General features: G+C 36.3%; 22 protein-coding genes and 1 riboswitch. Of the genes, 14 read left to right on the top strand and 8 right to left on the bottom strand.

Translation table 11 applies throughout. The features are described 5' to 3' along the window. Window positions 1-91: 91 nt before the first annotated feature. Together AC4D4B_RS03280 and AC4D4B_RS03275 are read right to left on the bottom strand one after the other, a co-directional pair. A complete protein-coding gene (locus AC4D4B_RS03280; RefSeq protein WP_066101999.1) occupies window positions 92-880 on the bottom strand; it encodes a TIGR00266 family protein in 789 nt (262 codons plus the stop codon). An 80-nt stretch (window positions 881-960) separates the two neighbouring features. Continuing rightward, window positions 961-3,108, bottom strand: a complete 2,148-nt coding sequence (locus tag AC4D4B_RS03275) for an MMPL family transporter (RefSeq protein WP_490999162.1) — start codon at window positions 3,106-3,108, stop codon at window positions 961-963. Between the two features lie 224 nt (window positions 3,109-3,332). Here AC4D4B_RS03275 and AC4D4B_RS03270 point away from each other — a divergent pair, with 224 nt between their 5' ends. The 4 genes from AC4D4B_RS03270 (at window position 3,333) to AC4D4B_RS03255 (ending at window position 6,322) form a co-directional block, all read left to right on the top strand. Continuing rightward, on the top strand, window positions 3,333-3,836 hold the full coding sequence (locus AC4D4B_RS03270; RefSeq protein WP_490995602.1) for a YusW family protein: 504 nt from the start codon (window positions 3,333-3,335) through the stop codon (window positions 3,834-3,836). A gap of 310 nt (window positions 3,837-4,146) precedes the next feature. Further along, window positions 4,147-4,269, top strand: a complete 123-nt coding sequence (locus AC4D4B_RS03265; protein WP_257468979.1) for a hypothetical protein — start codon at window positions 4,147-4,149, stop codon at window positions 4,267-4,269. Window positions 4,270-4,287: 18 nt separating this feature from the next. Next, window positions 4,288-5,226, top strand: coding sequence for a magnesium transporter CorA family protein (locus AC4D4B_RS03260; protein ID WP_490995601.1), 939 nt, complete (start codon window positions 4,288-4,290; stop codon window positions 5,224-5,226). Between the two features lie 202 nt (window positions 5,227-5,428). After that, window positions 5,429-6,322 carry a cation diffusion facilitator family transporter gene (locus tag AC4D4B_RS03255; protein WP_490995684.1) on the top strand — a complete coding sequence of 298 codons (894 nt, stop codon included), beginning with the start codon at window positions 5,429-5,431 and terminating at the stop codon, window positions 6,320-6,322. A gap of 137 nt (window positions 6,323-6,459) precedes the next feature. Here the strand turns inward: AC4D4B_RS03255 and AC4D4B_RS03250 are convergent, their stop codons facing one another. Further along, window positions 6,460-7,749: an NCS2 family permease gene (locus tag AC4D4B_RS03250; protein WP_490995600.1), complete on the bottom strand. Its 1,290-nt coding sequence runs from the start codon at window positions 7,747-7,749 to the stop codon at window positions 6,460-6,462. Between the two features lie 124 nt (window positions 7,750-7,873). Here AC4D4B_RS03250 and AC4D4B_RS03245 point away from each other — a divergent pair, with 124 nt between their 5' ends. Together AC4D4B_RS03245 and AC4D4B_RS03240 are read left to right on the top strand one after the other, a co-directional pair. Then, the gene (locus AC4D4B_RS03245) at window positions 7,874-8,794 is read left to right on the top strand and encodes a LysR family transcriptional regulator (protein WP_490995599.1); all 921 of its coding nucleotides are present in this window, start codon (window positions 7,874-7,876) and stop codon (window positions 8,792-8,794) included. A 116-nt stretch (window positions 8,795-8,910) separates the two neighbouring features. Beyond that, a complete protein-coding gene (locus AC4D4B_RS03240) occupies window positions 8,911-10,134 on the top strand; it encodes an aminopeptidase (protein ID WP_490999161.1) in 1,224 nt (407 codons plus the stop codon). Window positions 10,135-10,613: 479 nt separating this feature from the next. Here AC4D4B_RS03240 and AC4D4B_RS03235 read toward each other — a convergent pair whose 3' ends face one another. Together AC4D4B_RS03235 and AC4D4B_RS03230 are read right to left on the bottom strand one after the other, a co-directional pair. Further along, a complete protein-coding gene (locus AC4D4B_RS03235) occupies window positions 10,614-10,853 on the bottom strand; it encodes a hypothetical protein (protein ID WP_490999160.1) in 240 nt (79 codons plus the stop codon). Window positions 10,854-10,936: 83 nt separating this feature from the next. Next, window positions 10,937-11,980 carry a serine hydrolase domain-containing protein gene (locus tag AC4D4B_RS03230; RefSeq protein ID WP_490999159.1) on the bottom strand — a complete coding sequence of 348 codons (1,044 nt, stop codon included), beginning with the start codon at window positions 11,978-11,980 and terminating at the stop codon, window positions 10,937-10,939. 469 nt (window positions 11,981-12,449) lie between these two features. Here AC4D4B_RS03230 and AC4D4B_RS03225 point away from each other — a divergent pair, with 469 nt between their 5' ends. Continuing rightward, entirely contained in the window at window positions 12,450-13,547 is a 1,098-nt protein-coding gene (locus tag AC4D4B_RS03225; protein WP_490995595.1) for an AI-2E family transporter, read from the top strand. A 186-nt stretch (window positions 13,548-13,733) separates the two neighbouring features. Here the strand turns inward: AC4D4B_RS03225 and AC4D4B_RS03220 are convergent, their stop codons facing one another. Further along, a complete protein-coding gene (locus AC4D4B_RS03220; RefSeq protein WP_490995594.1) occupies window positions 13,734-15,095 on the bottom strand; it encodes a hemolysin family protein in 1,362 nt (453 codons plus the stop codon). A 473-nt stretch (window positions 15,096-15,568) separates the two neighbouring features. On the opposite strand from AC4D4B_RS03220, the gene AC4D4B_RS03215 reads away from it, so the two are divergent. From AC4D4B_RS03215 to AC4D4B_RS03200, 4 genes are all read left to right on the top strand, one after another. Beyond that, entirely contained in the window at window positions 15,569-15,739 is a 171-nt protein-coding gene (locus AC4D4B_RS03215; protein ID WP_490995593.1) for a hypothetical protein, read from the top strand. A 345-nt stretch (window positions 15,740-16,084) separates the two neighbouring features. Continuing rightward, window positions 16,085-17,344, top strand: a complete 1,260-nt coding sequence (locus AC4D4B_RS03210) for a dicarboxylate/amino acid:cation symporter (protein WP_490995592.1) — start codon at window positions 16,085-16,087, stop codon at window positions 17,342-17,344. 64 nt (window positions 17,345-17,408) lie between these two features. Further along, window positions 17,409-17,509: riboswitch (TPP riboswitch) on the top strand. 114 nt (window positions 17,510-17,623) lie between these two features. Next, the gene (gene thiT, locus AC4D4B_RS03205; protein WP_490995591.1) at window positions 17,624-18,214 is read left to right on the top strand and encodes an energy-coupled thiamine transporter ThiT; all 591 of its coding nucleotides are present in this window, start codon (window positions 17,624-17,626) and stop codon (window positions 18,212-18,214) included. 299 nt (window positions 18,215-18,513) lie between these two features. Then, entirely contained in the window at window positions 18,514-18,975 is a 462-nt protein-coding gene (locus AC4D4B_RS03200; protein ID WP_490995590.1) for a helix-turn-helix domain-containing protein, read from the top strand. 170 nt (window positions 18,976-19,145) lie between these two features. Here the strand turns inward: AC4D4B_RS03200 and AC4D4B_RS03195 are convergent, their stop codons facing one another. After that, on the bottom strand, window positions 19,146-19,664 hold the full coding sequence (locus AC4D4B_RS03195; RefSeq protein ID WP_490999158.1) for a universal stress protein: 519 nt from the start codon (window positions 19,662-19,664) through the stop codon (window positions 19,146-19,148). Window positions 19,665-19,938: 274 nt separating this feature from the next. Here AC4D4B_RS03195 and AC4D4B_RS03190 point away from each other — a divergent pair, with 274 nt between their 5' ends. Next, complete coding sequence (locus AC4D4B_RS03190; protein WP_175354229.1) at window positions 19,939-20,103, top strand: hypothetical protein; 165 nt, start codon at window positions 19,939-19,941, stop codon at window positions 20,101-20,103. 111 nt (window positions 20,104-20,214) lie between these two features. Then, a complete protein-coding gene (locus tag AC4D4B_RS03185) occupies window positions 20,215-22,212 on the top strand; it encodes a transglycosylase domain-containing protein (protein ID WP_490995588.1) in 1,998 nt (665 codons plus the stop codon). A 101-nt stretch (window positions 22,213-22,313) separates the two neighbouring features. Here AC4D4B_RS03185 and AC4D4B_RS03180 read toward each other — a convergent pair whose 3' ends face one another. Beyond that, the gene (locus AC4D4B_RS03180; protein WP_490995587.1) at window positions 22,314-22,610 is read right to left on the bottom strand and encodes a hypothetical protein; all 297 of its coding nucleotides are present in this window, start codon (window positions 22,608-22,610) and stop codon (window positions 22,314-22,316) included. Between the two features lie 426 nt (window positions 22,611-23,036). On the opposite strand from AC4D4B_RS03180, the gene fumC reads away from it, so the two are divergent. Next, complete coding sequence (gene fumC, locus AC4D4B_RS03175) at window positions 23,037-24,425, top strand: class II fumarate hydratase (protein ID WP_490995586.1); 1,389 nt, start codon at window positions 23,037-23,039, stop codon at window positions 24,423-24,425. The last annotated feature ends 53 nt before the right edge of the window (window positions 24,426-24,478 follow it).

Below are 24,478 nucleotides of genomic sequence, written 5' to 3'. Positions count from 1 at the left end.
CTTTAAATTACCATATTATTCGAATGGATAGGGGGATAAAACAAAAAAAGCCCAATAGACTTTTCTATCGGGCTGCTATTCTGTTATTCTTCTATTTTCCGCCAAACATATCAAAAAGCCCTTTGGCTACGCTGCCTTCATCGCTTGACCCACCTCTAGAGGGCATAGCGGAAAACACTCTGCTTGCAAGACGGCTGAAGGGGAGTGATTGAACCCAGACTGTTCCGGGACCTTGCAATGTAGCGAAAAACAGACCCTCTCCGCCAAATAACGCGGTTTTAATACCTTTGGCAAATTCAATATCGTAATCGACATTTCTGGTCATCGCAACGATACAGCCGGTATCTACTCGTATTTTTTCTCCCGGAGCTAATACTTTTTGATGTAATGTCCCTCCGGCATGCACGAAAGCCATCCCATCACCTTCGAGTTTTTGCATGATAAATCCCTCACCGCCAAAAAAGCCAGCCCCAATTTTTTTCTGGAATTCTATACCTACTGATACACCCTTCGCAGCTGCTAAAAAGGAGTCCTTCTGGCAGATTACTTTTCCATCCAATTCACTTAAGTCCAAAGGGACGATCTTTCCAGGATATGGAGAAGCAAAGGATACATGCTTTTTCTGAGTTCCTTCATTTGTAAAGGTGGTCATAAATAAACTTTCTCCAGTCAGGACCCTTTTTCCGGCACTGAATAATTTGCCCATCATTCCAGATTGGGAAGAAGAACCGTCACCGAAAATGGTTTCCATTTGAATCTGCTCATCCATCATCATTAAGCTTCCGGCCTCGGCCACGACTGTTTCTTTCGGATCTAATTCCACTTCTACAAATTGCATATCGTCTCCGTATATCTTGTAATCAATTTCATGGTTGTTCATTGCCAAACACCTCCAAATTGATAAAACTCTTCAGTTAAAGTGTAATCCAAAACGATTGAGGATGCGAGTTTGGTATGCAATCAATTATTGTTTTTCTTCGCCCCTTTTTGTCCAGGGAACCACCAATTCCATTTGCCCAGCAATTTCATCAGAGAAGGAACAAGGACCATACGGACAAGAGTGGCATCTATAAAGATTGCTAAGGCCACGCCAACCCCGATTTGCTTTACCGGTACAATATCTGTAAAAGCAAAGGCACCAGTAACAGCAATCATAATGGCGGCTGCCGAGGTGATAATTTTGCTTGTTGTAGTTAAGCCTTCAAGGGTAGCTTTATCGTTATCTCCAGTTTCGAGATAAATCTCTTGAATACGGGATATTAAGAAGACCTCATAATCCATACTTAAACCAAAAACAATTGCAAAGGTTAAAATAGGAATCATTAGCGCAATTGGGTTAGGATCGACTCCTAAATTCCCATGCTGGAATATCCATACAATGATACCAAAGGCAGCTCCAAGGGATAGGATATTCATAAGAATGGCTTTCAATGGAATTAATACAGACCGAAATGCAACCAATAAAATCAAGTAGGTAGCCCCGATAATCAGTAATAAACCTTTTGGGACTTGCTCCAGGATTTCATCAAAAATCTCCTGTGTAAATTTTGCCTGACCGCCAATCGTGTGAGTCAGTTCTGGATGAATGTCTTGATTCTCGGCCTCTCGAACCCAATCTTTTGCCTTCGCGGTTTTGTATGCTGCATCGAGTTTAACCGTTATATGGGTTGTATCTTCGTTCGCTAGCTTTTTGAGGACTGGAGCCATTTTTTCTCTAGCCACATCAGATTGTAAGGTTTGATATAACTCTTCAGCGGAGTTTGTGTTTGTATACGTAAAAATTGAGTCAACCTGATCGACAAGCTCATCTTCCTTAAGCTTATTTATAAATGCTTCTATGCTCTCAAGGGATTCCTTTGATAATATGTCCTCTTGATTCTTTGTTTCTAAAACAATCGGTACGTTTGACTGATTGCTTGGAAGGAAAGAGTCTTCAAATTTTTCATAGGCAATTCTTGTTTGGCTGTCTGCCGGCAAAGAATCAGCATTAGGTATTTCTAAATCAATATTGCGAATAGGTGTGGCTGCAATTATTAAAATGAGTAAAGCAGCTAAGGCCATAATGATAGGGCGTTTCATTACGAAGTTGGCGAAACTTCTCCATTTACTGTCCGAGTTTTCTTTAGTTTTTAGTATCATAGCTTTGTTAATGTTTTTACCTATAATACCTAATAAGGCCGGCAGGAAGGTAAGGGCAGAAATGACAGAAATGAAAACAGCAACTATACCGCCGACAGCTATACTTCGGAATATATCAATATTAATGAAAAACATACCTGCAAGCCCAAGAACAACACAGGTTCCAGAAAAAGCAATTGCTTTTCCGGCCGTTTTGTTTGTAATGCTCACTGCTTTACTGACTTCATGATGCTGCAGTTCTTCTCTGAATCGATGGATATAGAGAAGGGCAAAATCTATACTGACTGCTAACCCGATCATGGGAACAACATTTAAAACAAACACGGAAAGATTAATACTCTGACCAATAAAATAAATAATCCCCATTGAGGATACAACAGCTACAATCCCGGTCATTAGCGGAATGGAAGCAGCAACCAATCCTCCAAAAGCTAATAACAGTACAATCATGGCGATTGGAATCCCAATCATTTCTGCATTTTTTAAATCAGTTTGAGATGCCTTGCTCATATCCTCTTCAATAACATGGGAACCCGTCAGAGAAGCTGATATATCCTGGCCAGTAATCTCCTGGTTTAAAGCTTTAATATAATCTGCATGTTCTTGTTTGTCTTCATCAAAAGAGATAGAGGCATAGGCAATCTCCTTTTTATATTGTGAATCATTTTCTAAGGGGGATTCAACTGAGCCAAACCCGTCGATTTTCTTCACATCACTTAATACTGAGTTTATCCTTTGTTTAAAATCCTGTTCCTCTAAATTATCCTCATTTTCAAATAAAATGATATAAGGTGAGGCAGATTGTCCGAACCGATCCTCTAATAGCTCATTTGTTTTGTCATAGGAGGACTCTTCCATCTCAAAGCCGCTGCCTTGCAGAATTCCAGGCATTTTTAGAGCGAAGAATCCCATTACCAATGTAAAAATAATCCAGATCACTAAGATTATTTTACGATATGTATACATCATTCAATAAACCTCCTCTTTTAGCTCTATGTACCATAATTCTCTATACCCCTGTATACAAGATATATCCTCCTGCTATATAACATTTTCAACTTTAACGATAGCTGATTATAGGTTTTTCTGAAAAGTATAATGATACTAATAAAATATGGAAAGAAAGTGTATTTACAGGCTAAATGGGGAAATACTAAAACAACAGTTACATAACAAACTTAGGAGGAGACATTATGAAGAGATTATCTTTAATTATGTGTATGTGTGTCTTAATGATATTTGCAGCAGGGTGCAATAATAATGATGATGCACAAAAAAATAATCAAACGAATGACAATCAAGCAACAGAAAATAATAATGCGAATGATACAGCAACAGACAATAACAAGGGTACTAATACAAATACAACAAAGGATACAGCTTATTCTTTTAGAGATTTTGACCTTGAAGTAAAATACGAAAATAATAAGGATTATGAGGTTAGCTACGAAAATGATAACGACGGAGTAGAAGCTTCGATTGAAGATGATCGCAATAATGAGCGAGTAAATGGTAATGATGCAGTTGATCGCTTAGATCCTATATTTAAAAAGTTAGATATTGATTCTAATACTTCACAGGATGATGTGATATCCAAAGTTATTTCAGCATTTGAATTAGATGATAATTATCAGGCGGTTGATATTGATATTTCATTTAATGACGGAACAGAAAAAGAATATAGAAAAAATAAGTAATTTGAAATACGAAAACAGAGCATCCCTTTGGAATTGAAAAGGGGATGCTTTGTTTTTATGTAGATTTTATTAAGTGGAAGGTTACTTTTATTAAACTAGTTGGGCTTTGAGATAATGATTTTTAATAATTGGTTGGGATAAGGAAGAGTGTTTTTTTAGAGAACGAAAGGAAGAAGGATGTTCTAAAAAAGGAAGTATGACAGCCAGACTAAGTATTCTTTTTATGAATAGTTAATTTCCCATTGCACAGCTTTGAATGTTAGGTATAAGATGTAAGAGGCAAAACTATCTTCAGGAGGAGTTGAGATTATTGAGTAGCTACGATTCGAGTGACCCAGACACGAGCTTGCCTGAGGAAACCAACAGTGCTTTTTATAAAAGGTGGGGAAAGATAATCGTCATTCCATTAAAAAGAGTTGTTGCTTCCTCATAATGAGAGGAGGTTAAATCAATGTTAGAATATTATATTTCAGATACAGATAGTAAATTACAGAAAATTGATGAACTAAAAAAAGGGTGCTGGGTCAATATGGTTGCGCCAAGCGAAGCTGAAATCAAGTTAATTTCGGATCGTCTGGATATACCGGAAGATTTCATTAAAGACCCATTGGATGATGAAGAACGGTCTCGGCTTGAAAGAGAAGATAATCATATATTAATCATTGTAGACTTTCCATACATTACGTATGATGATGGGGGATTCCCGCTTTATGAAACTCTCCCAATTGGTCTGATTGTAACGGACGAATGCTTTATTACAATCTCACTCATTGAAAATCCAATTATTACTGATTTTATGAGTAAGAAAATGAAGGGATTTTTCACGTATAAAAAGACAAGATTTGCTCTTCAAATTCTGTTTAATATCTCTAGCTATTATTTAAGATATTTAAAACAGATCAATCGTAAAACAGATGACATCGAAAAAGAATTACACCAGTCTATGAAAAATGAAGAGCTTTATGCATTTCTTTCATTAGAAAAGAGTTTGGTGTATTTTACGACGTCGCTAAAATCCAATAAAATCGTATTGCAAAAACTTTTGCGGTTGAATCACTTGAAGATGTATGAAGAGGATAAGGATCTTTTAGAAGATGTTATTATTGAAAACACCCAGGCGATTGAGATGGCTGAGACATATCATTCCATTTTGACGAGTATGATGAACACATTTGCTTCAGTTATTTCGAATAACCTGAATATCGTGATGAAATTCTTAACTTCCATAACGATTATTTTATCATTCCCGACTATTGTAGCAAGCATATATGGGATGAATGTTAATTTACCTTTTCAAAATAACCCATATGCGTTTATCGGTGTTATATGCGTTGCTTTATTGTTATCATCCATTACAACTATCATATTTTGGAAAAAGAGATACTTTTGAAGATAGCAAAAGCTATCTCTTTTTTTTGGGTAAGCTAAATATGTTGAGTCTCTTTCATGAAAAAGATAAAATATTGTTTTGTGTTCATAATTGATATGTTTGGAAATCAGTTTTATACAGTTTAATTAAAAAGTGGCATAACATTTTTCTGCACCAACGTATGGAATCCATTTCATATAGGTGTAATAGTATGGGGTGAATTATCTTGGAACTTAGAGAGTCAATGGCAAAAAGGGTAGCCTGGATTAGTATTTGGAGCAATATAATTCTTACAGTTGGAAAAATCGTAATCGGAATAATTGCAAGCAGTGATGCGCTATTCGCAGATGGGATACACTCGGCAGCGGATGTTTTTGCAGCAGTCATCGTATTATTGGTACTTAAAGTTTCAAATAAACCTGCGGATCTTGAGCATCCATACGGACACGGCAAAGCTGAAGTAATTGTTTCCGGGGTAATTGGAATCTTGTTATTATTAGTGTCCCTTTATATTGTATATGAAGGTGTAGCTGGATTTTTCCATCCTATTGAAACCCCAAGTATGATTGCTTTCTGGATTGCTTTATTTTCGTATGTAGCGAAAGAATGCTTATTCCGTTATTCCATGAATGTAGGCAAACGGGTAAACAGTAAAGCAATTGAAGCGGTAGCATATGATCACCAGGCAGATATAGTGGCATCGCTGGCTGCAGCAATAGGAATACTTTTATCTTATCTTGGGGATAAATTAGGAATTACCATTCTCTTATACGGGGATAAAGTAGCAAGTATATTCGTAGCCTATTTGATCTTCAAAATTGCAAGGGAAATGCTGACGGAAGCTTTTCATATTCTAATCGAACGCAATGTACAGCCGGAAATGATGAAGCAATTTGAGGCTGTTATCCTTAGTTTTGAGGAAGTCAGACGCATTGATCGAATAAGGGCAAGGGAACATGGTCACTACATAATAATGGATATTCGTATCTCCATTGACCAGGATAAAACAATTAAAGAAGGTCATGACCTATCAAGAGAGATTAAGAACTCTCTAAAGGAAAAATTTGACCATATAGAAGAAGTGCTCATTCATTTAAATCCATACTTTCCGGAATAAACGAAGGCCAATTTACTTGTTAATTGTAAATTGGCCTTTTTTGTATTACCCCAATAGCGAATTTTAAATGTCCAACCTTCAGCATTCCATTAAAATTAAAAACCGGACAGCCATCTAACACCTGTCCGGTTTGTTTCTTAAATTGATGTATATTGAAAGACAAAATTGAGCGTAAATAATAGAGCAATAATATAAAGTGGTACTGAAACATCGCGTTTTTTTCCTAAAAATAGCTTAATCAATGGATAAGCTATGAATCCAATAGCCATTCCATTGGCAATGCTGAATGTCAATGGAATTAACACAATCACCAATAAAGCAGGAAAACTCTCAGTTAGGTCATTCAAATCAATTTCCGTTATATTTTGAATCATTAATGCCCCAATTAAAATTAAAATAGGGGATATAGCTGCATTCGGAATAATTTTTATTACCGGTATTAAAAACAGTGAAGCAAAAAAGAACAAGCCAGTAGTGACAGCTGTTAATCCTGTTCGTCCGCCTGCTGTAATCCCAGCTGCTGTTTCCACAGTGGCAACAGTCGGGCTTGAACCGAATATCCCGCATGTCAGCACAGATAGAGCGTTAGCCTTAAGGGCTTTATTATTTTTTTCGGGTTGTTTTATAGATGCCGTATGTGCATGAATTAACCCAATATTTTCAAAGGTTACAACCATGGCCATTGAAAAAGAAGTTAACAGAAAACCGATTGAGAAGATATTGGTAAATGACATGGCTCCAAAAACTTCTCCATACGAGCTAAATGATGGTTGAGTCCATTCGAATCCATCAAGGTTTACGACTCCAAAGAAGATGGCTAGTACCGTGATGATGGCGACACTAATTAGGAGATTTCCCGGAATATTGCGAGTGAATAGAATAAAGGTAATGATAAGACCAAGAATGGTTAACAAGGTTTCCGCATTTGTTAAGTCCCCAAGAGCAACAATAGTTTCAGGGGAGGAAACAATAATTCCACTTTGCTCAAACCCTATAAACATTAATAAAATTCCAATCCCAACCGTAATTCCTACTTTTAAGGAATGTGGGATAGCTTTAGTAATTTTTTTAGCTAACGGTGTAAAAGCAATAAGCATGAAAAGCAAACCTGAAAGGAAAACAATTCCAAGTGCTTCCTGCCAGCTATAGTTCCCATTAATAACAATTGTATACGTGAACATTGCGTTAATTCCCATGCCCGGGACAACGATGATGGGAGTATTACTCCAAAGCCCCATAATCATGCAGCCGAATACGCAGGTAAGGATAGTCCCAATCATAGCTGCGTCATATGGCATTCCTGCTTCTGATAGGATTTTAGAATTGACAATTACGATATAAACAATGGTGATAAAAGATATAAAACCAGCGAGGATTTCACGTTTTATGGTAGTGCCGTGAGCATCCAATTTAAATAATTTTTCCATGATGTGTTGTTCTCCTTTTTAAAAAGCTACCTTCCCATGCTATCATTGTGTGTAATATATGAAAAATATTTATTTTGTATGATAAGTATATCTTTTTGATATAACTAGAAGTGAGGACAAGGATATGGATATAAAACAGTTGCGCTATTTTGTAGCCATTGCAGAAGAAAAACAAATTACTAGAGCGGCAAAACGATTGCATATGGCTCAGCCGCCGCTCAGTCAACAATTAAAGAGAATGGAAGATGAATTAGAAGTCATTCTTTTTAATAGGAAAGGAAACACTCTTGAATTAACTCAGGCTGGAGCTTCTCTCTATCAAAAAGCAGTAGATATCATAAGAGTATTTGAAGAAATGATAACGGAAACGAAAGAAATGGTGGAAGGATTAAGCGGTAATCTCCGCATTGGGGTAAATACATTTTCTGATTATCAATTAGCAGGTTATCTAAATGACTTTCATCAAAAGTACCCTAATGTTTATTACACCGTTTATCAAGGGAATTCAGTGGAACTGACGAAAATGATTAAAGAGGGGCTGCTTGACATTGGATATGTCATCTTTCCGATTGAATCTCATGAGGTGAATATACTGCCCATTAAAACAGAGCCATTTGTTTATTTAACAAATGAAAAAATAGAGAGTTCTGAAACAATCGTTTCTTTAAAAAGTATTAGTAAAAAACCTTTAATTCTACCAAGCAATGAAGGACTGGGAATCTACAAAATGATTGTCAGTGAATTCTCAAGGCTGCATATAAAACCGTTAGTAAAAAGCGAATGCTCAGACATCAAGCTATTACTTCAATTGGTAAAGCAGGGATTTGGGGTCACCGTTGTACCGGAATCGGTTGTAAAGACATATGATACACACCAATTATACAGTTATCAGCTTAAAGAAAAAGATTTAACATCTACGGTGGGTGTTATTTGGTCCAAGGAAAGATATCTGGCAAAGACAGTGGAAAATTTCCTGAGTATGATTAAACAAGGGACAACGGACAGTCCAATTACTGACGAATCAAGTGATAATAACCAGTATTGATAAGTGTATTCCATTTTTTATAGTTTTCAAAAAAGCCAATTCGTTCAACTGTGCATTCCAACAAGGAGTGGTAAAATAGTAACGAATGGGAATGATGTTTTAAAGGAGCTGAAAGAATGAATTTTGAACAAAAATTAAACAAATATGCAGAATTGGTTGTTAAAGTTGGCGTTAATATTCAAGAAGGACAAATTTTGGTGATTTCATCCTCAATTGAATCAGCATCGTTCACACGCCAAGTTGTTAAAAAAGCTTATGAAGCTGGTGCAAAGCATGTATATGTGGATTGGGCTGATGAAGAGGTTAGCAGAATCAAATATGAATTGGCTCCAGATGAAGCCTTTAATGAATATCCGCAATGGATAGTGGCTCAACGAGAGGAGTTGGTGGAAAAAGGGGGAGCTTTCCTATCAATTGTTTCTCAGAGTCCAGATCTATTAAAGGGGATCAATCCAAATCGAATTGCTAGCTTCCAAAAAGCAGCAGGCACTGCATTAAATAAATTTAGACAAGCTACGCAATCTGATAAAGTGAGCTGGTGTGTAACAGCGGCTGCAGGAAAAGCCTGGGCTGATAAGATTTTCCCTGATTCCGAAAACAGTGTGGAATTACTTTGGGATGCTATTTTTAAAGCAGTCCGAGTAGATAGTGAGGATCCGGTTGCTGCCTGGAAGGAACATGATGAAATCCTGCGTACAAAAGCAGACTATTTAAATTTAAAAAAATATAAAGTACTTCATTATAAAGCTCCAGGAACAGACTTATCCATTGAGCTGTCTGATAAGCATATATGGTGTGGGGCCGGAAGTGTAAATTCAAAGGGCATTTCGTTTATGGCCAATATGCCAACAGAGGAAGTCTTTACGGTTCCTTATAAAGAAGGCGTGAATGGAACTGTTACAAGCACGAAGCCTTTAAGCTATGGCGGTAATGTCATTAACAACTTCACGTTAACATTTGAAAAAGGGAAAGTTGTAGATGTAAAGGCTGAAACAGGTGAGGACGTTCTTAAGAATCTTCTTGATTCTGATGAAGGATCTCGCTATCTTGGTGAAGTTGCTCTGGTACCTCATCAGTCACCAATCTCTGATACAAATATTTTATTCTATAATACTCTCTTTGATGAAAATGCATCCAATCACTTAGCTATTGGCTCAGGCTATGCTTTTTGTCTTGAAGGAGGCAAAGAGATGAATGAAGAACAATTAGTGAATGATGGCGTCAATATTAGTATTAATCATGTTGATTTTATGATTGGTTCTGCTGAAATGGACATTGATGGAGAATTGGCAGATGGAACAAAGGAACCTATTTTCCGAAAAGGGAATTGGGCATTCTAATTAAAGCTGGAAATGGAGAGGCTGGGACATAAGTATTTCAGTCAATGATAAATCCGAACTATTAGGTGATATTTTAATAAATATTTCGCCTAATAGGTCGGATTTTTATTTGTTTTCAATAGATTGGTTACTTCTGTATACCATTATTAAACTTAGTGGAATGGAGCGGAAGCCACCGACTCCTGCGGGAAGTAGAGGAAAGGCTGAGACCCCACAGGCGTAGCCGAGGAGGCTCAGCTTCCTCCCCGCGGAAAGCGAGTGGCTGCAGCGAAATGGAACGAACTTTTCAGTAACAAAGTCGATAAATTAGATATCGTTCGTCTTTTCAGCATCTTTTATAAGTTATGTCCCATCCTCTTATTTGTATCGTTCTTTTCTAATAGTATATTGCTGATATCTCAATAAAAAAAGACAGCTTTTTTGCTGTCTCCAATTCATTGAAGCCCCAGTTAGCGCAATAAGAATGGTATCACTCAACTTCATTTAAGGTTTTTATCAATTCGGTCAAGGCGTTGTTTAGTCTCCTGTATATCTGTTTCTACCAGCTTTAGTTTTTGGTCGACTATTTTACTGTTAGTTAGATAACGCTTATAACTCTTAACGAAATATATAATAGCAACAATGATTACACCAACTATAGCCAAAAGAAGAAAAGGTAAAACATCCGTAAAGATTACAACAAAATCCGATGTTTCGACCTCTGGCTTCACTTTTTCCAATGTAGAGTCACTCCCTTACATAGAATTTCTATAAGTCTATTGAATGTCCATTAATAGTTCTGCATTGTTATGGATTAATCTCACTACAGCCTGAGTTCATCCCAAAGGGTTAAAATTTCTTTTTCAATTTCCTGCGTAATATCATATGCACCTTTAGATTTGTTAGAACATATTACGGCTGTGGTTGACATCTTAGGATAAAATGCAGAATGGAAACTAACTCCGGGGTCATAGCCCATAATATGATATTTGAAAATCTCATCGTTATGTTTCTCTATCCACAATCCGTAACCGTAAAAGCTGTTTTGATCGTTTGTTTGAATATATGGTGTAAGCAATTTATTAGTGTGTTCTTCATTCAGTAATAGGTTATGAAAGAGCGAATACCATAACTTCCGCATATCATCGACTGACACAAAGGCTCCACCATCCGAACCACCTTTCGCAGGTAATGAATATATATTAGTCTTCCATTCACCATTCGGATAATCAATGTAACCAAGTGCTGTATGTTTAGGAAGATTATCAAATTCAAAATATCCTGAGGTCCTCATATTTGCTCTTTTAAAAATTTTTTCCTCTATATATTCCGAAAACTCAAGTCGGCTTGCTTGTTCAACGATTAAACCAAGTAAAATATAGCCTGCATTGTTGTAGTGGAATCTTTCTCCTGCTTTAAATTTCATTGGTTGGTTCTGAAATAGGTGTAAAAAGTCTTCTGATTTTCTCATTTGATACATCGCATTATTAACCCATAATTCCTCAAAGTTATCCATCACTTCTTCATCAAAATAATCAGGTATTCCTGCCGTATGGGTTAATAGCTGGTGAATTGTTATACCCTTATCAAAGTTAGGAAATTGAATAGTAAGACAATCTTCTAATTTCGTATCAAAAGAAAGTATTCTATTTTCTACAAGCTGGCAGATTGCTATGGCTGTAAAAAGTTTACAGCCTGATGCGATCCCGAATCTTGTGGTTAGCCTGTTTTCAATTTGTTCAGAACGATTCGCATAACCGTAGCTTAACTCTGTTAAAATATCATCATTTTCCACAACGAGAATACTTCCGGAAAATCCGACCTTTTTTTGGATTTCGCTTATACGATTTAAAATAGTTGTTTTCACTATAAATCCCCCAATGCTATATCCATCTTTATCCGACCTGCCCCGTTTGAAAAAGCTCTTATGTCCACAATCACCTTGTTAGCACAGAAGTAGCTGAAAATGCCTTTGGAGTTATTAAGTCACATTTCTGTGTTATGATTCCTACGGTTGTTTATGCGTAGTGAAAAAGCTGAACAAAGCATAAATATGAATGCTAACCCAACTCCAACTAACATTGAATACTCGAAAATGTTCTTTAATGCCATACCACCTGTGATACTTGCAACAAATAGTAACAGAAACAATACTGTATAGTTTTTCAATTTAAACACCGCCTTACCAATATTATACAATATTTAGTAATAAAACAGATTTTTATAAAAAGTATGACATATAATGTATGAAAACATTATATTAATGGGAATGTTTTTTCTAACGAATAAATACGATATAATGGGGAATAACCGAATATGAGGAGAGGAGGATACAATTGAAATCAAAATTACATTTTTGGACATTGGAAATCTTGTTACTGTTATTGATTATATTTGTAAGTACAAAAATTTCCTTCTTATTTAATCCGATTGGGATTTTCATATCTACGCTATTTTTCCCAATTTTGATTTCAGGATTTTTGTTTTATTTATTAAATCCACTTTTAAAATTTATGATAAAGCGGAAAGTACCAAAAATTATTGGAATCTTGATCGTATACATAGCCCTGATTGGTTTATTTATATTTGGTGGAGCAACAGTTGGGCCAATCGTTTCAAATCAAATAACAGATATAGTCGAGAATACGCCTAAAATTATTGATGATATTGGAAGAATTATTGAGGATGCATCTGATTCCCCTTTGGTTAAATATGTGATTCAACAGGATATAGTTAAAATAGACGAACTGAAGGACAGATTGCTTGAATTCACAACCACTGTGACAAAGAATATCACGACTGGAGTCTCGGCCGTTGTCTCCTTCATCACAGATCTTACTTTAATAGTCATAACAGTTCCGTTCATCCTGTTTTATATGTTGAAGGATGGGAATAAACTTCCCAATGCAATTATGAGATTTTTGCCATCTTCTTTTAGGAAAGAAGGAATGGTTATTATTCAGGAAACCTCTGAGACATTGGCAAGCTATATACAGGGACAAATTATTGTCTGTATTTTTGTCGGTACGTGTTGTTTTATCGGTTTCTTAATACTCGATTTGCCATATGCACTGACGCTGGGATTAGTAATTGCAATTACTAATATTATTCCATATGTAGGCCCGTTTATTGGGGCTGCACCCGCAGTGGTGGTCGGTCTATTCCAATCGCCGTTAACAGCTATTTTGGTTGTCTTAGTGATTGTAATAGTTCAACAAATTGATGGTAATCTGATTTCTCCGCTGATTATTGGGAAATCACTTAATATTCATCCATTGACGATTATCTTGATATTATTGGTTGCAGGAAGTTTAGCCGGTATATTGGGGATGATATTAGCCGTACCGACCTATGCAGTTGTAAAAACAATCACCAAAAATATTGTAAGGCTCTATAGACTGTATAAGACGAAAACGACAGTTATAACCGAGTAATGATTAAGCAGGACCTGTTAAGGTTCTGCTTATTTTGTTTTCCCGAAGTAAATAAGCTAACTATAAAGGATCTTGTAGCTAATCAGGAAAAGAGGCATACATTATAAAAAACCGCTTCTCTAAGGAAAATAAATTCCAATTTAGAGAAGCGGTTTGTTGGTTGGTTTTCTATAGATAATTCAATTATTAAGAGAAGAGGACATTATCTTCTTCAGCGACGTTTTTTTGTGGTATACCGATGATCTGATATTCTTTAACCTTTTGCTTAATTTCAACATAATGGATATGATGGTCTTCCATATCGATGATGGTTACTTCAAAGCCTTCAAGGTCAATCGTATCGCCCAACTTGGCATCATAATTTTCGGTTAGAACCCATCCGCCGATTGTATCAATATCTGTGTCATCCAAATCAGTTCCAAGTAAGTCATTAATTTCGCTGATAAGTACTTTAGAATCAACGATATAGGAGCCGTCTGGATTTTTACGAATCTCAGGTATCTCATCAGCATCGAATTCATCACGGATTTCTCCAACAATTTCTTCAACTATATCTTCAATGGTGACTAAACCTGAAGTTCCGCCATACTCATCCATCAGAACGGCCATGTGAATGCGTTCAGTTTGCATCTTGACTAATAAATCATGAATCGGCATGGTATCTAAGACACGGATTATCGGCCTAATGTAGGGATCAAGAGTGACAGTTGTCACCTGTTTATGCTGGACGATATCTGTCAGTATTTCTTTTACATTTACTAATCCAATGATGTGATCCTTATCTCCATCAATAATAGGATAACGAGTGAATTTCTCAGCATGAAATACATCAATAAATTCTTTTACGAGGTCATCTTTTGATAAGGAAATCATTTCTGTTCTTGGTACCATAATTTCTTTTGCAATTCGGTTATCAAATTCAAATATATTGTTCACATATTTAAACTCAGATTGATTAATTTCGCCGCTCTTCAAACTCTCAGACAAAATAATTTGCAGTTCTTCTTCTGTATGTGCAATCTCATATTTTGAAGCGGGTTCAACGCCGACTGATTTGGCAATAAGCCTTGCTGACCCGTTAAGAGCCCATATAAAAGGATACATGATTTTATAGAAAGCCATAAGTGGCTTTGAGGTAAGAAGAGCAATTGCTTCCGCTTTTTGAATAGCAACAGTCTTTGGTGCCAATTCACCAATGACTACGTGAATAAATGTAATTAACATAAAAGAGAGAATGATCGTCAGTGTTTGGGTAACAGCATCCGGTAATGCTAAGAATGATATTACCGGAGATATGATAGTGGCAAAGGTTTCTTCCCCGATCCAGCCAAGTGCCAGTGCTGTCATCGTTATGCCAAGCTGACAGGCAGACAAGTATTCATCCAGATTTGTGATGATTTTCTTTGCGCTTATTGCCTTTTTATTTCCTTCTTCCAGTAATTGATCTATCCGTGAAGATCGAATCTTAACAATTGCGAACTCCGATGCAACAAAAAATGCGGTTAATGCAATCAAAATGGCTATAAAAACCAAATTCCATATGTCCAATAAATTTCCTTTAACCGTATATGACGGTCAAGGAGTCACCTCCTGTAGTAATAAGCTGCTTTCAGCTAAATGGTTTAAATATATGATATCGACTATATGAATGTTTTTGGTCATCAACTTCCCATGTGAATCACCCCTTGATTATAAAAGAGAAGTATTTGAAAAAGAGTTATTACTATCCATTATATTAAATTTCTAAATGAATAGCATTTGTTTTTATTCCTAATTTAATAATTTGACTATATTTTCAATAAATATAAAATTTGGGACTATCTTTTTTTCAGCAATTTAGTAAAATTTAAGTTGTGGTATTATTTACATAAGTAACATAATTATAGTGTTATATACATAAAATCAGTTAGTAAATATAGCTGGTATAAATGTCAAATAAAATGCTCATATTTTGGTTTGAAGGATAAATATAAGGGTATATTTGTATGGATTAGTATAAATTAGAGGTGGAGATAGTGTGTATGGATATTGTATCTAAATTTAAGGTACAGGGAGTTATCATCGAAAAGACAAAATCACGTAATGAAATATTTTCAAATGTATTTATTTCAGGATTCGCTCATTTGGGTAATGAATTAATGGCTGAAGAAGCATCTGAGTCCAAGAAGGAAGTAGAACTAAAAAGTCATTGATCATCTAATACATACATAATAGTTAAAAATACGATTATTTCACAGAAGACGCATGTATGCGTCTTTTTTTGCTGTTGTATGAGGACTTGCTGAAAGGGCAAAGTTATAAATTAATACTTATGTAATCAAGCGACAAAACGAGGAAAAATAGGCCCTCAATCAAGCTAAGAGTAAGATTGTACACACCTCCCTGTAATTCTTTCCATTGTCATCTTAGGAATAATCTACTATTATTATATAGAAATAAGAAAAACCGTTCTAATTTGTGGGATGTTTTTCGTTAAATTCTCCTTTTATGGGGAGTATAGTAGATTTTTTCTAGTAGATAATTGAAGGAGGGCATCTATGAACCTTACAGTTAAAATTATATTAGGATTGTTTTTTGGTGCAATTGTTGGATTAGTGCTAAACATTTTTTCACCTCAATCATTTGAAATTTTAAATGCTGTAGTATTTTCACCAATCGGCAGTCTGTTCATTAACGCCATTACCATGCTGGTTGTTCCTATTGTACTTATCTCAATTACGTTAGGTACAGCGGGTTTGGGGGATCCCAAAAAACTCGGCAGGATTGGTGGTAAAACCATTCTTTATTTTCTTTCAACGACTGCATTTGCTATCACAATAGGTATATTCCTGGCCTTAGTCATTAAACCAGGGAATGGAGGTAATTTTGATATTGCCTCAGCTGAATATACAGCCACTACAGCCCCTTCTATAACTGAAACTCTCATTAATATCATTCCAAAGAATCCAATTCAGGCAATGGCGGATGGAAATATGCTTCAGGTAATTGTAATGTCTATTTTCTTTGGAATTGCAATTACGGCTCTTGGAGAAAAAACAAAAGGTATTATCAACCTTCTGGAGCAAGGTAATGAAGTACTGATGTATTTAGTTAACTTAATTATGAAGGCAGCACCTTATGCAACATTTGCCTTAATAGCAACTGCTGTCGGAAGCCAAGGTCTACCGGCTATTAAAAATATGGGTCTTTATATGATCGTAGTTCTTTTGGCATTATTGGCTCATACAATTGTCACATACGGAGGAGCGATTGCAATATTCGCGAAACGCAATCCAATAGAGTTTTTCAAAAAGTTTTTCCCAGCTATGACAGTCGGGTTTAGTACTTCGTCGAGCAGTGCAACTTTGCCGGTAGCTATGGAGCTTACACAAAAAGAGCTGAATGTACCAAAAAGTATCAGCAGCTTTGTGCAGCCGCTTGGCGCCACTATAAATATGGATGGAACTGCTATTATGCAAGGGGTTGCCACTGTATTTATTGCCCAGGCATATAGTGTGGAACTTACAATGACGCAATTAATTACTGTCATCTTGACAGCTGTTCTTGCAAGTATTGGAACAGCAGGAGTGCCAGGTGTAGGATTAGTCATGTTGACCATGGTTCTTGGACAGGTTGGCCTTCCAGTTGAAGGTGTAGGTTTGATTCTCGGTATTGATCGTTTACTTGATATGACCAGAACAGCAGTTAATATTACTGGAGATGCATCTTGTGCCGTTATTATTGCCCAATCTGAAAAGAAACGTGAAGAAAAAGAAGATAAAGCAGATACTCTAGAAATAGAAGAAATGACTGCTTAGTTAGATTTTGAATTAATAATACTTGCTAATGTATGGAAAAATTAGTACGATGTAAGAAAGAATAGTATTCCACAAGGGGAGCCAATGGCTGAGAGTGAACGATCGAGTTCTGACCCTTTGAACCTGTTAGTTAGCGCTAGCGTAGGAATGTGGCTGAATGAATGTAATGTAAGCAATGCGAGCCATTTTTGTGCGAGCATTGCTTTTTTGCATTTTTGGATGCCCGATCAAGATGGAGGTTACGATTTTAGGAGCTCTTGATTAGAAAGGGGAAGTAAGATGAGAAATAAACGATTATTATTTATGGTGGAGATTGCTGTTTTTTCTGCTTTGGCATTTATTTTTGATTTGTTGGCCACTGTTGTGTCGTTTAGTTTATGGCCGCAGGGTGGCAGCGTGTCAATCGCTATGGTACCTGTTTTTTTAATGGCTTATCGATGGGGAGTTAAAGGCGGCGTAACTACAGGATTACTGTTAGGTTTGCTGCAAATATTGTCAGGTACTGCTTATATCATGCATCCTGTACAAGGTTTTCTTGATTATATTGTCGCTTATACGGTTGTTGGCTTAGCTGGGATTGTATTTAGCTATGCAGATAGAGAACGAATTGGGCAAAAGGATATTAAAACATCAGGTATTATTGTTTTAGGAATACTACTAGGTAGTACTATGCGCTTTTTGGCACATTTTATTGCTGGAATGGTATTCTTTGGAACTGGTGCGGCAGATGGTCAATCAGTCGCAGTCTTCTCATTGCTTTATAATCTATCCTACATGCTTCCAAGTGTTATTGTAAGCGGAATGGTTATGATGCTATTATTTGCGGCAGCACCACGGGTGATCTTGCGGAAATCTGTACATCATTCCTAAGAAGATTATTCATTTTTATTGAGGGCTCTCGACATAGTCGAAAGTCTTTTTGATTTTCTCTCATTCCATCTGACTGAATCCGCTTTTTGGCTTCACTTCTCGAAAGGGTTATAGTTCTATCGTCCTTTTTATTAATAGAAAGCAGTTTTTTTGTAAAAAGAACAAAAGAATATAAAAAAATTAGTAAATTTATACATAATAATACCTATCTTCCATTTATTTCTATTATAATGATAGTAGTGAACATTAAATTTGGAGTATAAATATTATATTTTATATTGATGGGAAGTGGGATGATTATGAGTAAGGATGAAATTATTCGTCTAATATCTGAACGTATGCGATTAATCCGTGTGGAAGTTGATTATACACAAGACAAGATGGCCGAAATCATCGGTATTTCTAAAAAAACTTTGGTACAAATTGAAAAAGAGCGTAATGAAGCTAGTTGGACTACTGTCGTGGCCGTCGTTTCATTATTTCGTGAAACCTTAACTGTGCAGACCTTATTTGGCGGGGACCCTCTCGAGGTTATTGAAACTGTTTCGAGAGAAAGAATTGATTACAGAAAAGAAAAAATGCTCGGCGGTAAGGTATGGTGGAAAGATATACTTAATGATGGCGGATATGTTCTGCAGCAAAATATGATTAGTGAGCACTATCGTATTTTAGATGAGGATCAGTATCGGATTTATAGTTCATTAAATGAGAATGATGCACATAATAAATATAAAGAATTGGTTAATAAAGTGTTGCAATAATACTGTGATATAGAGAGATTCCTGCCGTACGTAAGTGTGTATGAAATTGCCCGGAATGTCTCTTTTTTTAGTTTGATGAAACTTTTTAGATTTAGATTTTCTAGCAAACATAGATGGCCTCCCGTTGCACTGTAAGAGGCAGGAGGCCATAAAAAGTATGGAACTATTGATTATTTTGCCACTAATACAGGACATGAGGCATTTTTAATGATTTTTTCAGAGATATTGCCGAGGAACAATTTACGAAGACCAGTAGTACTGCTGTTGCCGACAATAATTAAATCGACTCCTTCTTTTTCAGCATATTGAAGAATCATATCATCAATTGTCCCTTCAAGTACTACAAAATGTGAATGGATAAGATTATTACCCTCTAAGCTGTTTACGTAGCGTTCAATTTCCTCAAGGCGATTATTATTCGCGGAGTTGCTGTTTATTAAAGAATTTGTTTCTGGTACGATTGCCTGCCCCTGGCTGGAATCTGCGTAAAATGTGCTATTGGTTGAGGCTACAAATGTATTCTCAGGAATTAATCCCTCATTATTTTCTTCATAAACATAAACTACAGATAATAAAGAGTTTTCTTTACTCTTACAAAAATTTAATCCCATTGACAATCCCAATTTAGCCGAATCTGAGCCGTCGAACGCCACCAATATATGGTTAAACATGTAACTCAGTCCCTTCATTTTATTTGCACTCGTTATTATTTATCCTTTATTTGGCTTTTGGAAACATCAGACAAAGGATCTTGCCAATCCATTAACCTATTTGGTGATCTTATTCCTTAAAAGAGTAGATATATCTTTTTTGTGATAATTTTGAAAAAATGGTCTTTATAATAAGGTGAAATTACGATTTCCTATTTAAATGTTCGAAAAATAGATAAATATGCCAAAAGACCAATGGTCATACCAGCAAATATCTTGTATTCTTGTATTATAGAAAAAAGAGGTGATGAGGATGTTAGATGAAAAACAACCCCAAGATATTCACCCAATTATAAAAAAATGCTTAACTCACTTGGATGTTTTGGGAGCAGATGTAAAATTAAAGCAAATTGTTTATATGTATATGGAAACATTGCATAAAGAAATTGGAAACTCGAATAATGAGATTAACAAGTGAAAAATATAGGTAAACCTAAAACAACTGTCTATCAGTTGTTTTTTATTTTTTGTGTATAATATGTAACAATGGATAGAAATTTAGTTGATTTTTAGAGAGGAGGAGAATTGGATGGGTTATAAGTTATTAAAAATATTTGACCATTCTCGTTTAGTACATATTCTTCTGCTTGGTCTATCTTTCATAGCCCTTATTGTAAGTTCATTCCTTTATCTGCTCTTAAATCAGGAAGTTGATTTGTCTCATTTGAAAACTGAGCTTATGCAGCCGACTATCATTTATGATATGGATGGAGATGAGGCTAGTAAAATTTCAGCAAACAAGACAGAAGGGGTTTCAATTGATCAGATTCCAGAGCATGTGATTGATGCTGTTATCTCAATAGAAGACCGGCGTTTTTATGAACATAGTGGGATTGATTATATAGGGATTATTCGAGCGGCATACGAGAATTTCACAGCAGGCTCTGTTGTTCAGGGTGGAAGTACGATCACGCAGCAATTAGCAAAAATAACACTTTTAACGCCTGAACAAACGTTGAAGAGAAAGCTGAAGGAGGTCTCTATAGCCAGCCAGATTGAACGTGATTACACAAAGGATGAAATCCTGGAGATGTATTTAAATCAAATTTATTTTGGGCATGGCGCTTGGGGAATTCAAAATGCCAGCAAGGTATATTTCGGAAAAGAAATCGAAAAGGTCAATCTTTCTGAGGCAGCTTTGCTAGCTGGGTTAATACATGCTCCCTCCGCTTTGGATCCTTATAAAAACTACGAAGCGGCAAAAAAAAGGCAAGAAGTAGTGCTAGTACAGATGAAAAATGGAGGCTTTATTACAAATGAAGAAAAGGAATCAGCAGCTGATGAAGAAATAAAATTCACAGAGTTAAGCGATCCCTTAAAAGGAAAGTTTCCCTATTATGTTGACCAGGTGATTATGGAAGCTGACAAAACATACGGAATAAAGCAGGACGATTTGTTAACAGGTGGATATAAAATATACACAGAACTAGATCAGGGTATGCAGGAAGATATGGAAGAAGTATATAAACAAGATAATTTGTTCGCGAAAGGGTCTAATGCAGATGAATTAGTACAAAGCAGTGCCGTTTTGCTAGATCCCAAGACTGGGGGCGTCAGAGCCCTTATTGGGGGAAGGGGAGAGCATGTTTTTCTTGGATATAACAGAGCAACACAATTAAAAGCCCAGCCAGGTTCGGTCATGAAGCCGCTTGCAGTTTATACACCTGCCCTTGAAAACGGATATAAACCTACAGATTTGATTAAAGATACGGAGATGGAATTTGCAGGAGGTTATTCACCGAAGAATTATAATGATCAGTATGAAGGGGAAGTACCGATGTTTGAGGCAGTTTATAAATCGAAAAATATACCTGCCGTCTGGCTTTTGAATGAAATAGGCATACAGGCTGGAATGGATTATGCAGAGAAATTTGGCATTAAACTTGGAAAGAATGACCGAACACTGGGTCTTGCTTTAGGTGGGCTAAATGAGGGAGTATCTCCTCTGCAGATGGCTTCAGCCTATTCTGTATTTGCAAATGAAGGTGTACGTCAGGAAGCACATCTAATCCGAAAGATTGTAGATGCAAGCGGCAAAGAAGTTGTTGTATTTAAAGGGAAAAAAACTAAAGTAACGACCAAGGAAGTAGCAAAAAATATGACTGCCATGCTTAAGGGTGTGATTGATCATGAAGGTGGAACCGGAACAAATGCAAAGGTTGAAAATAGAGATATCGCTGGTAAAACGGGCTCAACTCAGGTAGATAATGTCTCTAGACAGGACGCTGTAAAGGACCAATGGTTTGTCGGTTATTCTCCCAACCTTGTTGGTGCCGTGTGGATGGGTTATGATAAAACAACAGTCAATCAGTATCTTTACAAAGATAAAATAAGCGGTTCAAATATTGTTTTTAAGGAAATCATGACGAAAGCCTTGCAAAATGTCGAAAATCAAACATTTGTTGTTCCAACAATAGATGATATGGAAAAGGAAGTAGAAAAGAACCGTTTTAAAAACTATTGGATTGAGCAAAAGGAAAAGATTCAGAAGAACTTTGATGAATGGATCAATCGCTGGAAAAATTAATTAAAAGAGAAAGTTGCCTTTCATATTCAATAGGAATGAAAAAAGCCCATTTGAAATCGTAAATTTTACGGTCTCAAATGGGCTTTTCTACTATACTGTAATTAAGACATAGATGGCGTTAATTCGGTGCTCTCTTCCAAACAAATAGTTTCAATTTGTTCGATTGCCTCTTGGGCATTTTCACCTTTAACAAGGACTTTAGCCTGAGCGTCAGTACCCAAAGTCAGGAAAAACGCTGTTAATGAGGGAATATCATTAACATTTATTTCTTGGTTTTTTGCTGCTAGTTTTATTGTTCCATTATAGTTTTTCGCATAATCTGCTATACACATTAATTGTGGAAGTGTTATTTGTTTTTGAATGGAAAGTTCAGAAGAACCGATTTCATATTTTTGCATTTTGTCTCACCTTTTCCTCTGTAATTGTGCTAATTTATATACTATTTACCCTGTGGCAAATTAATTAAACAAAATATAGATACCGTGGGAAATTAATGATGAATTGGAATCAACTTTAGAGATAGTCATGGAATTGTAATATATTTTCATTTTTTACCCGGTCAGCCCAGAGGTAAATGTGCTATTTTTATCTTTAGAAGGATATGAGGAGGCATGGAAGATGATCGATTACAGTGTAACGCTTGCTATAGCGAGTATCATGACTTTAGGCTTTTTTATCGGACACATGCTTTGGGATGCGTAAACCTAATATCTCCTAAAAGCTAACAGTCAAGGGGCTAAATTTAAGCGCTATCATTTGACCATCTGCTATAATAGAGAGTATGTTCTTAATAGTAAGATAATACTTTATGGGGGATGATGAAGGTGGAATATCGGATTGAAAAAGATACGATGGGAGAAGTGCGTGTTCCAGCTGATAGCTATTGGGGGGCTCAAACAGAGCGTAGCCGCAACAATTTTAAAATTGGGCAAGAATTAATGCCAATTGAGATTGTATATGCCTTTGCACACCTAAAAAAAGCAGCTGCTTATTCCAATTTTGATTTAGGTAATTTATCGGAAGAAAAAAAGAATGCGATATCATACGTTTGTGATGAGATTATCGCAGGAAATTTAAATAATCAATTTCCTCTAAAAGTTTGGCAAACTGGAAGTGGAACCCAAAGTAATATGAATGTGAATGAAGTAGTAGCACGTAAAGGAAATGAGTGGCTGGAGAATAATGGCTTTGAAGCAACGCTGCATCCCAATGACGATGTAAACATGTCTCAAAGCTCCAATGATACTTACCCAACGGCTTTACATATTGCAGCTTATGAAACGATACATAAAAATATTTTACCTGAAATTATTGCTTTTAGAAAAGTACTTCAAGAAAAAGAGCAGGAGTTTATGGGAATTGTGAAGATTGGACGTACTCACCTGCAGGATGCTACACCTTTAACACTTGGCCAGGAAATAAGCGGATGGAGATACAGCTTTGAACGTTCAGAACAAATGATTAGAGAAAGTGCTGAGAAGCTGCTTAGCCTTGCGATTGGAGGTACTGCTGTTGGTACCGGCATTAATGCCCATCTCGAATTTGGCGATAAAACAGCGGGGTATATATCTGAACAAACCGGCTATAACTTTATTTCTTCACCAAACAAATTTCATGCATTGACCAGTCATGATGAGATTGTTTATGCACATGGTGCATTAAAAGCTTTGGCTATGGATGCGATGAAGGTGGCTAATGATATACGCTGGTTGGCAAGCGGCCCTCGCAGTGGTATTGGGGAGATTACCATTCCTGCAAATGAACCTGGAAGTTCGATTATGCCTGGTAAAGTAAATCCGACGCAAAGTGAAGCTTTGACAATGGTAGCTGTTCAAGTATTAGGGAATGATACATCCATTGGATTTGCTGCAAGCCAGGGGAATTTCGAGTTAAATGTGTTTAAACCTGTGATTGCTTATAATTTCCTGCAATCTGCCAGACTATTGTCAGATGCGCTTAAATCCTTCAGGGTTAATTGTCTGGTAGGGCTTGAGGCTAATATTGAAAGCATTCAAAAAAATGTAGAGTCCTCCCTTATGTTAGTTACGGCACTTAATCCACATATAGGCTATGAGAAAGCAGCTGAAATTGCTAAGCTTGCCTTTAAAGAAAACAGCACGTTAAAAGAAACAGCCTTGAAATTGGGTTACTTAACTGAAGAAGAATTTGATCAATGGGTAAATCCAAAAGATATGGTCAAACAAAAATCTTAAAAGCATTCGTAACCCCCTTCCGAATTGTTCGGAAGGGGGTTTTAGTCATTTAT

This window comes from Pradoshia sp. Z6_59 (genome assembly GCF_058267515.1).
The sequence above is the reverse complement of the archived record's forward strand: the minus strand, read 5'-3'. Positions and strand labels throughout refer to the sequence as shown.